The following is a 16,139-nucleotide window of genomic DNA, read 5'->3' as shown; positions in this document are numbered from 1 at the left end:
GTAGTCGAAGCGGTGCTCCACGGGCGCGACCCGCACCTCCACCGCCCGGCCCAGGACCGTGGTGCGGAAGGACTGCGGCCCGGACTCGGCGTAGACGTTCGTCTCCGCCCCCCTCAGGGTGTGCCGGCCCGGCTGCAGGCCCAGGCCCGCCGGGGCGATCGGCAGCTGCCGCAGCTGCGCCTCCGTCACCGCCACCACCGCCCCGCCCCCCGGCCGCCCCGGCGCCACCCCCGGATACAGGCACCCCGACTCCAGCCGCTCCGGCTCGGACCCGCCCAGCTGCCGGTACCAGTTCACCAGCATCCCCTCGGGCCGCTCCCGGCACGCCGCCCTCGCCGCCCCGCACGACTGCGAATCCCCGAAGCCCACCGCATCCGACAGGCACGCATGCCCATACGAATACGAATAAGGATCAACCACACCCGCCGGCAAAGGCGGAAACTCGGCCCTCACCCTGCCGTCGGATTTCGCATGCACCTGCGCCGACTCACCGCTCCACTCCCCGCCGATTTCGGTGAGATCGCGGTCCGAGAGGGCGGAGAGCACAATCGCCAACGAAAAGACCAGCGCTCTCATGCTCGGCCAGCCTCGGCAATTGTCCACTTTGTTCCGTCGAAGTGGGCGTAGACAACCTGGGCTCCCTCGGCGGTGCCGGCGGCATGCCGAGTAAGTACAGATCCATCCTTGGAGTAATTGATTGAGCCGGATTCCTCCAGAACAAAGTAGGCGATCACGTTCTTATTGGGATCAAGGATCATGTCCGCCTGAAAGTCTCTGACCGCTCTCACCGGGCCAACGGACCAGCCTCCGTTTGCGTGAATCTGAGATGCCTTGTCGATTTGAAATTGGCACATCTTGCATGATTTCTGCGACGCTTCTTTGAGCGGCGTTACGTCCCCGGTCTCTCGTGCATACCTGATGGTGTCGAACCAGTACTGCGTGAACGCTTCGAAGCCCTCCTTGGTGTTCTGCTTCGCGGACTCGGGCAGAACAGGGCGCGGGAGATTCCGTGCGGGGCCTTTGGAACTAGCTGGGGTGGGGCGTGGATCGGTGGTCGGTGGGGCGGCAGCAGTGGCCGAAGGGGCCGCTGATGAGGCCGGGGACTCCACCGCGCAGGCGTTCAATGCCAGCAGAAGGACCAGAACAAGAACGGTCAGGAACAAGCGAAGGCAGCGGCGAAGCGCCATTGACATCCCCCAAGAGTCAGTGCGTGTCGTCGGAGCGTAGCAACGTCCCTCGACCACTGAGAGGCCCCTGCCTCGGGGCCACGCGAATCCATGTCAAGCGGAGTCTCGCGAACACCGCCCCGCGGCACCCAACAGCTAGAGTTGGGGGCGTGAAATACGCCAACTCCGTCGTCGAGCTCATCGGCCATACACCCCTGGTCAAGCTCCACAAGGTGACCGAGGGCATCAAGGCAACCGTCTTGGTGAAGCTCGAGTACCTCAACCCGGGTGGGTCCATCAAGGACCGGATCGCCCTCAAGATGATCGAGGAGGCCGAGCGCAGCGGGCGCCTCCAGCCGGGCGGGACGATCGTGGAGCCCACGAGCGGCAACACGGGAGTCGGCCTCGCCCTCGTCGGGCAGCAGAAGGGCTACAAGTGCATCTTCGTGGTGCCGGACAAGGTGGGCGAGGAGAAGCGCGCCGTCCTTGAGGCTTACGGGGCCGAGGTCGTGGTGACGCCAACGGCGGTGCCGCCCGACTCGCCTCAGTCCTATTACGGGGTCTCGGACCGGTTGGTCCGCGAGATCCCCGGTGCGTTCAAGCCCGACCAGTTCTCCAACCCGGGCGCGCCCGCGAGCCACTACGAGACCACCGGCCCCGAGATCTGGGCGGATACGGACGGCAAGATCACGCACGTCGTCATCGGCGCAGGCACTGGCGGCACGATTACCGGGACCGGTCGCTTCCTGAAGGACGTCTCGAAGGACCGACCCGAGTCTGAGGGCGGCCAGGTCAAGGTCATCGGCGCGGACCCCGAGGGCTCGGTGTATTCGGGCGGCTCGGGGAGGCCGTATTTCGTCGAGGGCGTCGGCGAGGACATGTGGCCCGCGAACTACGACAAGGCGATTCCGGACGAAGTCCTCGCGGTCAGCGACGCGGACTCGTTCGCGATGACCCGCCGTCTGGCGAGGGAGGAGGGTCTCCTCGTCGGAGGCTCGTCCGGCATGGCGGTCGTGGCGGCCCTGCGCGCGGCGAAGGACCTGCCCGAGTCGGCGATCGTCGTCGTCGTCCTTCCGGACAGCGGCCGCGGCTATCTCGCGAAGATCTTCAGCGATGACTGGATGCGTTCGTTCGGCTTCCTGCCGGGCGAATCTGAGGCGACTGTCGGGGACATCCTCAAGGGCAAGGACGGCAAGCTCCCGGATCTGGTGCACACGCACCCGAACGAGACGGTGCGCGAGGTCATCGACATCATGACGGAGTACGGCGTGAGCCACCTTCCGGTCCTTTCGAACGAGCCGCCCGTGGTCATGGGGGAGGTCCTGGGGGCGGTCGACGAGCGCGCGCTGTCGGCCAAGCTGTTCAAGGGCGAGGCGAAGCTCACCGACAAGATCTCGGAGCACATGGGCGATCGCCTGCCGGTCATCGGCTCGCTCGAGAGCCAGGCGACGGCGCGAGAGATGCTCACCGAGGCGGATGCCCTCATGGTGACGTTCGTCGGGGCGCCGATCGGCATCGTCACGCGGCACGACCTGCTCGCGAACCTCAACAAGTAAGGAGAGCTGCAAGTGAGCGAGACCAACCAAGGCTTCAACACCCGCGCCGTCCACGCTGGGCAGGAGTTCGAGCCGCGCACGGGCGCGGTCGTCCCGCCGCTGCACTTCAGCTCGACCTATGCCCAGGACGGGATCGGCGGGCTGCGCTCGGGCTACGAATACGGCCGCGGCGGCAACCCGACCCGCGATGCGCTGCAGGAGCAGCTCGCCGCGCTTGAGGGCGGCAAGCACGCCTTCTCGTTCGGCTCGGGCCTCGCCGCCGAGGATGGTCTCATTCGTGCTCTCTGCACCCCTGGCGACCGCATCGTCCTCGGCAACGACGCTTACGGCGGAACCTACCGCCTGATCAACCGGGTGCTGGGCGGCTGGGGCATCCAGAATAAGCCCGTCGACATGTCGGTGCTCGACGGCGTTCGCTCGGCTGTGAGCGACGGTGCCCGCCTCGTGTGGGTGGAGACCCCCTCCAACCCGTTGATGAAAATCACCGACATCGCCGCCCTCGCCGAGGTCGCGCACGACGGCGGTGCCCTCCTGGTCGTCGACAACACCTTCGCGTCGCCTTACCTTCAGAACCCGCTCGCCTTGGGCGCCGACGTCGTCGTCCACTCGACGACCAAGTACATCGGCGGGCATTCGGATGTGGTGGGCGGCGCCGTCGTCCTCAATGATGACGAGCTGGCCGAGAAGATCGGCTTCGTGCAGTTCGCGGTGGGCGCGGTATCGGGTCCGATGGACGCCTTCCTCACCACCCGCGGTCTCAAGACGCTCGGTGTGCGCATGGAACGCCACTCGGACAACGCGCAGAAGATCGCCGAGTGGCTTGTGGGCCGCCCGGGCGTCGAGAAGGTGCTGTATCCGGGCCTCCCGGACCACCCGGGGCACGAGCTCGCGGCGAGGCAGATGCGGCGCTTCGGCGGCATGATCTCGGTGCAGTTCTCGGGCGGGGAGGCGGCAGCGCGCAAGGTCGCGGAGTCCACGACCCTGTTCACGCTGGCCGAGTCGCTCGGCGGCATCGAATCGCTCATGAACTACCCGTCCGAGATGACCCATGCGTCCGTGAAGGGCACCGAGCTGGCGGTTCCTGAGAACCTCGTGCGCCTCTCGGTGGGCATCGAGGACGCGGACGACCTCATCGCCGACCTCGACCAGGCCATCGGCGCGCTCTGATCCCCCCGAACGAGAGGACCACCCCCACGATGCCGTCGTCGCCGTCGACCGCCCCCGCTTGGACCAAAGCGCCTTGGTTCAAGCCCGTTGTGATCGCGGTTGCTGCGATCGTGGTCCTCGCCATCGTGGTGCTGCTCGCCAAGTGGCTGCGCAGCACCACGGGCGTCTCGCAGTTCATCGCGACCTACCCCGGCCATGCGACGCTCCCTGGTGACACGCCGACGGGACTGCCCGCGTGGCTGAACTGGTCCCACTTCTTCAACATGTTCTTCATCGTGCTGATCGTGCGGTCTGGCCTGCAGGTCAGGTACACGACCCGGCCCCAGGGCTACTGGAAGCGCAACAACAAGGGCCTCGTGAAGACAAAGGGGCAGCCGAAGAAGATCAGCCTCGACCTCTGGTTTCACCTCTCGCTCGATGTCCTCTGGGTGCTCAACGGGCTCATCTACGTGATCCTGCTGTTCTCCACCGGGCAGTGGAAGCGCGTCGTCCCGACGAGTTGGGACGTGTTCCCGCACGCGGTCTCCGTGGCCATCCAGTATGCGTCGCTGGATTGGCCGCTCGAGGACGGCTGGGTGAACTACAACGCGCTCCAGTTGCTGGCCTACTTTGTGACCGTCTTCATCGCCGCGCCGCTCGCGATCCTCACCGGACTGCGCATGTCCGGCGCGTGGCCGGCCAAGGCTCCGCGCCTCAACAAGGCGTACCCGATCGAAGCGGCCCGCCGGATGCACTTCCCGATTGCGATCTACTTCGTGGCGTTCGTGATCGTGCACGTGTTCCTGGTGCTCACCACGGGCGCGCTGCGAAACCTCAATCACATGTTCGCCGCGAACGACGGCGAAAGCTGGCTCGGGTTCGCATTCTTCGCCGCCGCTGTGGTCGTCATCGTCGCGGCGTGGTTCCTCGCCCGCCCGCTGTTCCTGCGTCCCGTCGCGTCTCTCATGGGGTCTGTGACGCGCAACTGAGCCACGGCTCAAGTCTGCGCTGGCGCTGTGTGACAGCATGGTGCCATGGCCCAGCGCGCCCCCCTCCTCCCGGCCCGCGAGCACCGGCTCGGGCTGTCCGAGCTGGGTGTGCTGGACCGCCGTCGGACATTCCTCGGGCTCGCCCTCGCGCTGCTGTTGCCCGCCGCTGTGGAGGCGGCCGTGGTCCTGACCGGGTACCACAACTTCTCCATGACGATGCTGCTCCAGCTCGCCGCCGCCGTCGTCGTCGCGGTGGTCGGCGGGCTCTGGCCGGCAGCGGTGGCGGCGGTGGTCGGCTCTCTGCTTCTGAATTACTACTCCGTGGAGCCCGTGGGGACTTTCGTGATTGCGGATCCCCAGGTCGTGGGCGAACTCGTGATCTTCCTTGCCGTGGCGTGCGCCGTAGGCCTCGCGGTCGGTGCGGCGACGCGGCGCTTCGAGCAGGCGAGCCGCGCGCAGGCGGACGCCCGGGCCATGGCCGAACTCGCCCGCGGAATCCTCGGCTCGGGCGGCAGCGTAGGGGAGTTCCTGGAGCGGGTCCGCGCCGCGCTCGGCCTCCGCGCCGTGACGCTGTTGGACCGGCGTGAACCGGGGACTCCGCGGGAGGTCAGTCCGGGGTGGGAGGTAGCCGCAAGCGCCGGCGAGGCGCCTCCCGTCACCCCGGCCGCGGCCGACGACGTCGTGGTCGCCGATGAGCACTACACCCTCCTCGCCGGAGGCCGGGCCCTTGAGCCAGCGGAGCGGCGCATGATGGAGGCCTTCGGCGCCTATCTCGTGGCCATCCGCCAGGGGCGCCAGCTCGCGTCGAGCCGCGAGGACAACCGCCGCCTCGAGGAGGGCAACTCGATTCGCACGTCGATCCTCAGGGCGGTCTCCCACGACCTGCGCACCCCGCTCTCCGGCATCAAACTGAGCGTGAGCAGCCTCCGCCAGCCGGGCGTGGACTTCGTTCCGGAGGAGCAGGCTGAGCTCCTCGCCACGATCGAGGACTACACGGACCGCCTCTCCGTTCTGGTGGGGAACCTGCTGGACATGTCGCGCATTTCGGCCGACAGCGTCACGCCCCTCCTGCGCGCCGTGCACTGGGGCGAAGCGTTGCCCCCGTGGCCGGCCGGTGCTCGGGTCGAGGTCCGTGTGCCGGAGGCAGCTCCGGCAGTCGAGGCCGATCCCGTGCTGCTCGAGCGGGTGGTCGCGAACCTCGTGGAGAACGCGCTCAAGCACGCACCGCAATCGACCGTCGAAATCGACGTGCGCCAGAGTGCGGGGACCGACGGGCATCAAACCAGCGAGCTGCGCGTCGTCGACCATGGAGGCGGGATTCCCGCCGAGCGGATCGCCGAGGCCTTCCGCCCGTTCCAGCACCCGGGCGACGCGGGGGGCCATGGCGGGGGAATCGGCCTCGGGTTGGCAGTGGCGAAGGGTTTCGCCGAGGCGATGGGTGGACAGATCGTGGCCGAGGAGACTCCTGGCGGTGGCCTGACGATGCGCGTGATCCTGCCTCTCGCGGCGGACGGTGGGGCGGCATGACCCGCGTGCTCGTGGTCGAGGACGAGGCCCAGATCGCGCGGGCTCTTCAGATCAACCTGCGCGTCCACGGCTACGAGGCCGTCACCGTGTCTTCCGGCGAGGGCGCGCTCGAGTCTGCGGCGGCGACTCCGCCGGACATCGTGGTCCTGGACCTCGGGCTCCCCGGCATGGACGGCGTGGCCGTGATCCGACGGCTGCGCGAATGGACCACCGTCCCGATCATCGTGCTCTCGGCGCGGCACGCGGCGGAGGACAAGGTCGAGGCTCTCGACGCAGGAGCCGACGACTACGTCACCAAGCCGTTCGGGCTCGAGGAGCTCCTGGCCCGGCTCCGTGCCGCGGCGCGGCGGGGGACGGTCCGGCCCGAGCCGCCCCGCGTCCAGACCGCCGAGTTCAGCGTGGACCTGGCCGCGCGCAGAGTGGTTCGCGACGGCAAGAACGTCCGCCTCACCCCCACCGAGTGGAGCATTCTGGCCCTACTGGTGCGCCAGCCCGGAACGCTCGTGACGCAGCGCGAGCTTCTGACCCAGGTCTGGGGGCCGGCTTACGCGAAGGAAGCGCAGTACCTGCGGGTCTACATGGCCCAGCTGAGGCGCAAGCTGGAACGGGATCCGTCGAATCCCCGGCATCTGAGGACCGAGGCCGGCATCGGCTACCGGTTCGATCCGTGAGCCCGCACTATGGGAGTCCTCGGCTACGCTGTGGGCCATGAAGACCCCCAGCATTCTCGCCGTCTGCCGCGTCCAGCAGCTCCTTCCGGACACCGGCGCCGTTGGCGTCACCGCGATCGACAAGCGGCCGGTCGAGGGGCCGGTGCGGGTGCGGAGGTTGGGACTCCACGGCGACGTGCAGGCTGACCGTGCGAACCACGGCGGCGAGAACAAGGCGGTGTATGCCTACTCGGAGGACGACGCCGGGCTCTGGGCCGGGGTGCTCGGCCGCGAGATCCCGCCGGGGTACTTCGGCGAGAATCTGCGAGTGGCTGGCTACACCGCGAGCAAGGCCGTGATCGGGGAGCGGTGGCGCTTCCCGGGAGGGACCGTGCTCGAAGTGACCATGCCCCGCGTGCCGTGCGCGACGTTTGCCCGCCGCGTCGGCGAGGACGGCTGGGTCAGGCGCTTCCGGGATTCGGGACTCTCAGGCGCCTACCTGCGCGTCATCACCCCAGGCGACCTCGAGGCCGGCGAGCCGTTCAGCGTGGAGCACGTCCCCGACCATGGCGTCCGCGTGGGGGAGTGGCTGGCCGACCCCACGCGCGAGCGGGCCGAGGCCCTGCTTGACGCCGAGGCCGAGGGCTCCATCCGGCTCGCGGCGGAGATCCGCCCCTATATCGAGCGGACGCTCGCCGGCGAATAGCTTCCTGTGCCCAAGCTCACGGGGCGATGACCGACGACGGCGGCAGGTCGCCGTCGTGCGTCCTGTAGTATAGATGTATCCCCCACTGCGCCGGATTCCCTCTTCCTGCCCAATTCTTGAGGCAGGAGTAGTGCGTGTTGGGGCCCGCGGGGCGGGCAGTTTCATAGGGGAGCCGGCTGAAGTAAACGCTGACGGTGCGCGTGTGGCGCCGAAGACAGCGAGAAGTCCTGCCAGGGATTGAGACAGCGCCGGGCTTCGGTACCTGACCGACGAGCCACTGAGGCTCCCCGACTGGAGGACTTCTCTATGTCTGAAACCCTTGAAACACCTATGCCCGCAGCCGAGCAGCCGCAGCGTGACGAGAACGAAGTTCTCTTCACCGACCTCGGCATCGACGATCGTGTGCTCGCGGCGCTCCGCGAGGTCGGCTACGAGAAGCCGTCCCCCATCCAGGCGGCCACGATCCCGCTCCTGCTCGAGGGCCGCGACGTCGTCGGCCTTGCACAGACCGGAACGGGCAAGACCGCGGCGTTCGCTGTTCCCGCCCTGTCCCGGCTCGCCGAGCTCCACGACCAGAACGGGCCCTCGCGCTCCACGCAGGCTCTCGTGCTTGCCCCGACCCGTGAGCTCGCGCTTCAGGTGGCCGAGGCCTTCACCTCGTACGCGAAGCACCTCGAGGACTTCACGGTCCTCCCGGTCTACGGCGGTTCCGCCTACGGTCCGCAGCTTGCGGGCCTTCGCCGTGGGGCGCAGGTCGTGGTCGGCACCCCCGGCCGCGTGATCGACCACCTCGAGAAGGGCTCGCTCGACCTCTCGGACCTCCAGTACCTCGTGCTCGACGAGGCCGACGAGATGCTGCGGATGGGCTTCGCGGACGACGTCGAGAAGATATTCCAGGAGACCCCGGAGGGTCGTCAGGTGGCGCTCTTCTCGGCCACCATGCCGTCGCAGATCCGCCGCATGTCGAAGCAGTACCTCAACGATCCCGAAGAGGTCACGGTCAAGTCGAAGACCACCACCGGGACCAACATCCGCCAGCGGTACGTGCAGGTGGTCGGCTCCCACAAGCTCGATGCGCTGACCCGCATCCTTGAGGTCGAGGATTTCGACGGCGTCATCGCCTTCGTGCGCACCAAGATGGCCACCGAGGACCTCGCCGACAAGCTCAAGGCCCGGGGCTTCCAGGCGGCGGCGATCAACGGCGACATCGCGCAGGCCCAGCGCGAGCGCACTGTTGAGGCGCTGCGCGAAGGCAAGATCGACATCCTTGTCGCCACCGACGTCGCGGCGCGTGGCCTCGACGTGGAGCGCATCAGCCACGTCGTGAACTACGACATCCCGCACGACACGGAGAGCTACGTCCACCGGATCGGCCGCACGGGCCGCGCCGGGCGCAAGGGTGACGCCATCCTCTTCATGACGCCGCGGGAGAAGTACCTCCTGCGCGCGATCGAGAAGGCGACCCATCAGGCTGTCGAGCAGATGTCCCTGCCGACGGCGGAGACGGTCAACTCGCTGCGCATGAGCAAGTTCGCGGACCAGATCACGGAGACGCTCGAGTCGGAGGACGTCTCGCTGTTCCGCGATCTCATCGCGTCCTACGAGGCGGAGCACAACGTGCCCGCCGCCGAGATCGCGGCCGCGCTCGCGGTCATGGTCCAGGGCGACGCTCCGTTCCTCGTCGAGGAGCTCCCGGTTCCCGACTTCGCAAAGCGCGGCGGGCGCGACGGCGGCCGTGAAGGCCGTGGCGACCGCGGCCAGGGCGGCCGCGGCTCGCGTGGCCCGTCCGAGGGAAGCGCGACCTACCGCATCGCCGTTGGCCGCCGCCAGCGGGTGCAGCCCGGCTCAATCGTCGGTGCACTCGCCAATGAGGGCGGCTTCAACTCGAGCGAGATCGGCGGGATCGACATCCGTTCGGACTTCTCCCTCGTGGAGCTCCCCTCGGAGCTCTCGAGCGAGCAGTGGAAGGCACTGTCGAAGACGCGGATTGGCGGCGAGCTCATCCGGCTTGAGCTCGACAAGGGCGGCCGGCCCGCCCGCGACGGCGATGACCGCGGCTTCCGGGGCGGGCCCCGTGGTGGACGCGATCGTGACCGCGGTCCTCGCGACGGCGACTGGGGTGGCCGTGGCGGCTTCGGCGGCGGTCGCGAGCGTCGCGGCGACTGGGGCGACCGCGGTTCGCGGGGAGGCTTCGGCGGCTCGCGTCGGACTGCGTCCGATGGCGGGGCGCGTCGATTCGGCGGCAGCCGGGGCTGATTCGGTCCGCCCCTCCGACGAGATTGACAAATTTGTCACACGCTAGTGACATCTTCGTCGTGTCGTGTGACTATGGATTTGGGGTGGGCATGGGTCCGGCTGCAGCCTGCTGGGGGGTGCAGCCGGACCCTTTCTTCGATTTGGCCGAAGGGTTCCGGGTCCGGTAAAGTATCTGTCTGTTGCCCCCCTAGCTCAGTGGTAGAGCGCCATCTTGGTAAGATGGAGGTCACGGGATCGATTCCCGTGGGGGGCTCTCTGGCGGTGTAGCTCAGCTGGTTAGAGCGCACGACTCATAATCGTGAGGTCCCGGGATCGAGTCCCGGCACCGCTACGGCCTAAGGCCCCGGTTTTTTCCGGGGCCTTTGTCGTATCCTCGCAGCGTGCGGCGCACGAATTCGGGCCTGTTGTTGGCGCTGGTGGTCGTCCTGTGCCTCTCAGCGTGCGCGACCGCATCTCAAGCGCGAGCGCCTTCCTCGGCAGTCACGATGTTCTCCGTCACCCGTTTTGTGGCAGTTGGCGATTCGATCACGGTGGGGAACAGCCCGGCCTTCAGTGACGGGTTCACCGGGACGCTGTCCTGGGTGACCTACGCCAGATCGCGGAAGCTCCTGTTCGCGGGCGGGTGGGCCGCCGGCGGGGCCACGACGCTGCGCATGGCGCAGAGCATCCGTCCCGTGAAGGCAGACGTGCTGGTGATTCTTGCGGGAACGAACGACCTGGCCCAGGGCTTGCCCTTCTCCGAGACCGCCGCGGACCTGAACCGCATCGTTGCCGGAATCGGCGCCCCGCGGGTTGTCGTCTCAGCGATCCCTCCCCGGGACAGCGCTCCCACCGCGACGGCCGCGTTCAACGTGACTCTGCATGCCTTCGTCCTCTCGCGGGGCTGGGACTGGATCGACGCGCCGTCGAGCCTGCGGGCGGGCGCTGTCTATGCCCCCGGGATGTCGATCGATGGCGTGCATCCGACCGAGGCGGGAGCGGAGGCTTTGGGGAAGGCTTTTCAGGCGGCCCTGATTCGCTGATCCCGTTTGGCTGCCCCCTTTCTGGGAAGGTCACTCACGTGAGGCGGCTACACTGGCACACCGATGACCGTTACTAAAGCGTTACCTCAGCAGATTCGCCCTGCCCGCCTCGGCTACGTTCCGGCCCTCGACGGGCTCCGTGCTCTGGCCATCGCCCTGGTCGCCGTCTACCACGGGGTCATGCCAGCCCACTTCGGCGGAGCCGGAGGCGTGGACGTCTTCTTCGTGCTCTCCGGCTTCCTCATCACGAGCCTCCTCCTCGAGGAGCACGAGGCGTCAGGGAGGGTATCCTTCCGCAGGTTCTACCTTCGCCGCGCCATCCGCCTGTACCCGCCTCTGCTGCTGATGCTCGCCGTGGTCTTCGTCCCCATCGCCATCACGATGGGGATCAACACCGCTACGACCGGGTCGGGGCTCTCGCTGTTCTATCTGATGCCCGTCGGGGCGGAATCGGGGCTGACGTCGCTCTCGCCCTACGAGCACACGTGGTCCCTGGGCGTGGAGGAGTGGTTCTACTTCGTCTGGCCGCCCGTCCTGCTGCTCCTGCTGAGGCGAGCCCGTCGGCGGGCTCTCATCGCGGCGTCCGCGGCCGCCGTCGTCCTCATCGCGGGTGCCTTCCTCGCCGAGGCGAGGACCGGCGAGGTCTCCTTCATCCTGCGGGCAGGCGGCCTCATGGCGGGCTGCGCGCTCGCGCTGTTCCTTCGCGGATCGTCGTTCACGCCGGGCCGCTGGTTTGGTCCCGCGGGCCTCGCGCTGGTGGCGTTCGGGGTGCTGCATTCCTCGGTTGCGCCGTTCTCGACCTTGGACGTGGTCATCTCCGTCGGGGGCACGCTCCTGCTGATCGTTGCCATCACGCGCGGACCTCAGGGCGCCCTCCACCGCATTCTGGCCATGGAGCCCATGGCCTATGTGGGGCGCATCAGCTACGAGCTCTACCTCTGGCACTACCCGGTGCTGTGCCTGTTCGGCGTTCTGAACCGCTCGGACTGGCTCGAAGTGGGCTGGTTCGCGCTGCCGCTCTCTTTTGCGCTCGCCGTGGCGGCGCACTGGGCCACGCGACCGGTCACGTCGCGCCTGCGCTCTAAGATGACCAGGTGGATTCCCGCCTGATCTATGGATGCATGGGCCTCGGGGGCGCCTGGGATGCGCCCGAGTACGGCCCCAAGGAGATCGAAGCGGCCTCGGCCGCGGTCGAGGCCGCCCTGTCGATCGGCATCACCCGCTTCGATCACGCCGACATCTACGGGCGCGGCAAGTCGGAAGCGGTGTTCGGAGAACTGCTCGCAAGGGACTCTGGACTGAGGGGCCGCATCCAGATCCAGAGCAAGGTCGGCATCCGGCTGGGCGAGGCGGGCGGGCTCGGCCACTACGACTTGAGCGGGCGGGCGATCCTCGACGGCGTCGCCGGCACCTTGCGCCGCCTCCAGACCGACTACCTCGACCTGCTGCTCCTGCACCGCCCCGATCCGCTGCTTGACCCTGCGGAGGTGGGAGACGCCGTCGGGCACCTCCTCGAGGACGGCGCGATCCGGGCCATCGGAGTGTCCAACATGTCCTCGGCGCAGATGGAGGCCCTGCAGGATCACCTTCCCGTGCCGCTGGCCGCCGATCAGCTGGAATTGAGCCTTCATCATCGCGGCTTCGCGGACAGTGTCGTGCTCGTCAACCACGAGGACGGCGCCGGCGTGAGCTTCCCCCACGGAACGCTCGAGCACTGCCGGCGCCGGGGGATCGAAATCCAGGCGTGGTCGCCGCTCGCAGGTGGCCGCTACACAGGACGGCCGACGGCGGAGGCCACCGAGGCGGATCGCAGGACTTCTGCTTTGGTCGCCCAACTCGCGGAGGCCAGAGGAACGACGCCGGAGGCCATCGTCCTCGGGTGGCTCATGCGGCATCCGGCGGGCATCGTGCCTGTGGTCGGTTCGGCGAACCCGCGGCGGATCCGGGCGTGCGCGGAGGCCGGGCCTGTTGCGGAGGCGATGAGCCGTGAGGAGTGGTTCGTCCTGTTCCAGACGGCGAGGGGGAAGCGGGTCCCGTAAGCGCTAACCCGCCTGCGACCCCGGCAAGTCGATCTCCAGCGCCCGCTCCGCGACGTCATCGAGGGCCCGTCGCACCGCCCCGAGCGCCACGGCCTCGCCTTCGAGGGCGGAGACCTCGACCTCCGCGGGCGTCTCCGTGAGCTCCTTCAGTTCGAGGCGGATTCCGGGGAGCAGCCGGGCAGCCGCGGGAGCGATCGCCCCGCCGAGGACCACGAGCTCGGGATTCAAGAGCGTGCTCAGCACAGCAATGACGCGAGCCATGCGCCCCTCGAGGCGACGCAGGACGCCCTCCGCCGCGGGGTCGCCGTCGTCGGCCGCCGCGAAGACTGCCTCGGCGGTGACGTCGGCTGGGGCGAGTCCGGCAAGGCCTCGCGACTGGGCAGCGGCCTCCGCGCCCCACTCCCTCGCGAGCTGGGCGATGCCATGAGGACCCACCGCGCCGTCGACAAGCCCGAGGAACGCGAGCTCGCCCGCCGCGCCGTTGCGGCCGCGGAGGAGCCTCCCAGACTCGATGAGGCCCGCGCCGAGGCGCTCTCCGGCGAGAACGACGGCAACGTCGTCGAGCCCGCGCGCTGCGCCGAGCCACTGTTCGGCGAGGGCTGCGAGGTTCGCGTCGTTCTCGAGGAGGACGTGCCATCCGTGCCGTTCCCGCAGTGCTGCGGCGAGGCCGACGTCGAACATCTCCCAGAAGTCCGAGCCTTCGGCGACGTGTCCGCTCCGATCGACGGGGGCGGCCACGCCGGCCCCCACGGCGAGGACGCGCTCGGGCGCGCTGCTGGCGGCTCGAAGGGCAGCAACCGCCGTCGAGCTCACCACGTCGAGCCTCTCCCGCGCCCCCGGCTCGCTGTCCCGGAACGCGCCGGAGGCGGTGCCCAGGATCTCACCCCGGAGGTCCGCCACCAGCGCCGTGGTCTTGTGCGCGCCGATGTCGAGTCCGACGACGACGCCCCCGTCAGCGCGGAAACCGAACGTCCGCGGGGGGCGTCCGCGCTGCGGCCCCAAACGCTCGAGCACATGCTCCTCGGCCCAGCCGCGCCGGACCAGATCCTCGCACACGGCAATGACCGTCGCCCGCGTGAGCCCGGTGAGGTCCACCAGTTCTGACACCGTGAAGGGACCGCCGCTCCGCAGCTCGTCGAGCACGGCGCTCGCGGTCACACGACGCACCACATGGGGTCCGACCGGCCCATTTTCCGCGCCTGAACGCGCCGTCTTGACCACCTCCGCTCGACGTCACAATAATGGAGTCGCGACCTATATTTAGAGTCTAAATTATTCTGCTCCCTCATTCCCACACAAGGAGAACCGGTGTCCAACCGTGCAGACATCGTCCCTGTCACCGCCGAGCACGACGCCGAGTGGTGGCGTCAGGCGGCCGTCTACCAGATCTACCCGCGCAGCTTCTCCGACTCCAACGGCGACGGCCTCGGGGACCTGAAGGGCATCACCTCGAAGGTTCCCTACCTCAAGGAGCTCGGGATCGACGCCGTGTGGCTGAGCCCGTTCTACCCCTCGGCGCTCGCCGACGGCGGCTACGACGTCGACGACTACCGCAACGTCGACCCGCGGCTCGGCACCCTCGAGGACTTCGACGAGATGGCTGCCGCGCTCCACGCGGCGGGCATCAAGGTGATCGTCGACATCGTGCCGAACCACACGTCGAACCGGCACGTCTGGTTCCAGGAGGCGCTCGCCTCGCCGAAGGGCTCGCCGGCGCGCGCCCGCTACATCTTCCGGGACGGACTCGGCGAGAATGGCGAGCTTCCCCCGAACGACTGGACCTCGATCTTCGGCGGACCCGCTTGGGAGCGCATCACCGAACCCGACGGCACGCCGGGCCAGTGGTACTTCCACCTGTTCGCGAAGGAGCAGCCGGACCTCGACTGGGACAACCCCGAGGTCCACGAGGACTTCATCAAGACCCTCCGCTTCTGGTCCGACCGCGGCGCCGACGGCTTCCGCGTGGACGTGGCGCATGCCCTCAAGAAGGACATGGACGCCGAGCTCCCGAACCTCGAGCACCTCCACCGCGCGGACCTGTTCCGCAACGGCGAGCACCCGCTCTGGGACCGGGACGAGGTGCACACCGTCTACTCCGAGTGGCGCAAGGTGTTCAACGAGTACAACCCGCCGCGCACCGCTGTCGCCGAGGCCTGGGTCCACGCGGACCGCAGGGCCCGCTATGCCTCGCCGGAAGGCCTCGGGCAGGCGTTCAACTTCGACCTCCTCCAGGCTGATTTCGACGCCGAGCAGTTCCGCGAGATCATCGCGAAGAACCTCGCCGAGGCGGCCGCTACCGGTGCGTCGTCGACGTGGGTCTTCTCCAATCACGACGTGGTCCGTCATGCGACCCGCTATGGCCTCCCCAAGGGCGGTGGCCGGCGCGGCCACGGCCAGGACGGGGTCGACTGGCTCCTCGAGGGCGGGGACCCGTCCCAGGTCGACGCGGAGCGTGGGCTGCGCCGCGCGAAGGCCGCGACGCTGCTCATGCTCGCGCTGCCAGGCTCGGCCTACCTTTACCAGGGCGAGGAGCTCGGTCTCCAGGAGGTCGGCCAGATTGCGGACGAGGACCGCCAGGACCCGACGTTCTTCCGGAACAGGGGCGTCGAGGTGGGCCGCGACGGGTGCCGTGTCCCGCTCCCGTGGGACGCTGCTCCGGCCGAAGGATCGTCGTTCGGCTTCGGCTCCAACGGCTCGCACCTCCCGCAGCCCGCGTGGTTCGCGGACTACGCGGAGAACGTCCAGGAGAAGGATCCAGGCTCGACCCTCGCGTTCTACCGGCGCGCCCTCGCGCTGCGCCACGAGCTTCAGGGGGCCGAATCGCTGGGCTGGCAGGATTCCTCGGACGACGACGTGCTCCACTTCGTCCGCCCCGGCGGTTGGCACGTCGTGGCCAACTTCGGGACGGCGCCGGTGGTGCTGCCGGAGGGCGAGGTGCTCATCGCGAGCGCAGAGGTCGACGGCGGCAAGCTGCCGGGCGAGGCGACCGTCTGGATTCGCGCGCAGCACTGAGGCGCGCAGCACTGAGAGTGGACGGCGGGGGAGTGCTGAAAGCCCCTTTCGCGAAAGGCCCTCCTGTGAA

Annotated in this window: 13 protein-coding genes, 2 tRNA genes and 1 pseudogene; 13 read left to right on the top strand and 3 right to left on the bottom strand. The window is 68.6% G+C overall.

Features of this window, described 5'->3' with window-relative positions; genetic code table 11:
* Both E5679_RS06825 and E5679_RS06820 read right to left on the bottom strand, forming a co-directional pair.
* A pseudogene (locus tag E5679_RS06825) lies at nt 1-576 on the bottom strand (hypothetical protein); the annotation flags it as partial.
* The gene (locus tag E5679_RS06820; protein WP_171042267.1) at nt 573-1,187 is read right to left on the bottom strand and encodes a DUF6318 family protein; all 615 of its coding nucleotides are present in this window, start codon (nt 1,185-1,187) and stop codon (nt 573-575) included. The pseudogene E5679_RS06825 and the gene E5679_RS06820, both read right to left, overlap by 4 nt.
* A 149-nt stretch (nt 1,188-1,336) precedes the next feature.
* Between E5679_RS06820 and E5679_RS06815 the strand changes: the two genes are divergently transcribed.
* From E5679_RS06815 to E5679_RS06760, 12 genes are all read left to right on the top strand, one after another.
* A complete protein-coding gene (locus tag E5679_RS06815; protein ID WP_138414296.1) occupies nt 1,337-2,722 on the top strand; it encodes a cystathionine beta-synthase in 1,386 nt (461 codons plus the stop codon).
* Nucleotides 2,723-2,728: 6 nt separating this feature from the next.
* Nucleotides 2,729-3,889 carry a cystathionine gamma-synthase gene (locus E5679_RS06810; protein ID WP_138414295.1) on the top strand — a complete coding sequence of 387 codons (1,161 nt, stop codon included), beginning with the start codon at nt 2,729-2,731 and terminating at the stop codon, nt 3,887-3,889.
* 29 nt (nt 3,890-3,918) lie between these two features.
* A complete protein-coding gene (locus tag E5679_RS06805) occupies nt 3,919-4,857 on the top strand; it encodes a cytochrome b/b6 domain-containing protein (protein WP_138414294.1) in 939 nt (312 codons plus the stop codon).
* Nucleotides 4,858-4,902: 45 nt separating this feature from the next.
* The gene (locus tag E5679_RS06800; protein ID WP_138414293.1) at nt 4,903-6,384 is read left to right on the top strand and encodes a sensor histidine kinase; all 1,482 of its coding nucleotides are present in this window, start codon (nt 4,903-4,905) and stop codon (nt 6,382-6,384) included.
* Complete coding sequence (locus E5679_RS06795) at nt 6,381-7,055, top strand: response regulator (protein WP_138414292.1); 675 nt, start codon at nt 6,381-6,383, stop codon at nt 7,053-7,055. Before E5679_RS06800 ends, E5679_RS06795 begins: the two co-directional genes overlap by 4 nt.
* A 37-nt stretch (nt 7,056-7,092) precedes the next feature.
* A complete protein-coding gene (locus E5679_RS06790; protein WP_138414291.1) occupies nt 7,093-7,740 on the top strand; it encodes an MOSC domain-containing protein in 648 nt (215 codons plus the stop codon).
* 306 nt (nt 7,741-8,046) lie between these two features.
* Nucleotides 8,047-9,996, top strand: coding sequence for a DEAD/DEAH box helicase (locus E5679_RS06785; protein WP_138414290.1), 1,950 nt, complete (start codon nt 8,047-8,049; stop codon nt 9,994-9,996).
* A 181-nt stretch (nt 9,997-10,177) separates the two neighbouring features.
* Nucleotides 10,178-10,249: transfer RNA gene (locus E5679_RS06780), tRNA-Thr, on the top strand.
* Nucleotides 10,250-10,253: 4 nt separating this feature from the next.
* Nucleotides 10,254-10,327, top strand: a tRNA-Met gene (locus tag E5679_RS06775).
* Between the two features lie 154 nt (nt 10,328-10,481).
* Nucleotides 10,482-11,018, top strand: coding sequence for an SGNH/GDSL hydrolase family protein (locus E5679_RS06770; RefSeq protein ID WP_171042266.1), 537 nt, complete (start codon nt 10,482-10,484; stop codon nt 11,016-11,018).
* 63 nt (nt 11,019-11,081) lie between these two features.
* Nucleotides 11,082-12,128, top strand: coding sequence for an acyltransferase family protein (locus E5679_RS06765; RefSeq protein WP_138414288.1), 1,047 nt, complete (start codon nt 11,082-11,084; stop codon nt 12,126-12,128).
* An 11-nt stretch (nt 12,129-12,139) separates the two neighbouring features.
* Nucleotides 12,140-13,057 carry an aldo/keto reductase gene (locus E5679_RS06760; RefSeq protein WP_138414340.1) on the top strand — a complete coding sequence of 306 codons (918 nt, stop codon included), beginning with the start codon at nt 12,140-12,142 and terminating at the stop codon, nt 13,055-13,057.
* Nucleotides 13,058-13,060: 3 nt separating this feature from the next.
* Here E5679_RS06760 and E5679_RS06755 read toward each other — a convergent pair whose 3' ends face one another.
* Nucleotides 13,061-14,215, bottom strand: a complete 1,155-nt coding sequence (locus tag E5679_RS06755; RefSeq protein WP_249335992.1) for an ROK family protein — start codon at nt 14,213-14,215, stop codon at nt 13,061-13,063.
* Between the two features lie 150 nt (nt 14,216-14,365).
* On the opposite strand from E5679_RS06755, the gene E5679_RS06750 reads away from it, so the two are divergent.
* Nucleotides 14,366-16,069, top strand: a complete 1,704-nt coding sequence (locus tag E5679_RS06750) for a glycoside hydrolase family 13 protein (RefSeq protein WP_138414286.1) — start codon at nt 14,366-14,368, stop codon at nt 16,067-16,069.
* Nucleotides 16,070-16,139: the final 70 nt, after the last annotated feature.

Origin of the sequence: Sinomonas gamaensis (assembly GCF_005876955.1) — a bacterium.
Lineage (GTDB): Bacteria > Actinomycetota > Actinomycetes > Actinomycetales > Micrococcaceae > Sinomonas > Sinomonas gamaensis.
Note: the sequence above shows the minus strand (reverse complement) of the source record. Positions and strands in the feature narration are given on the sequence as shown.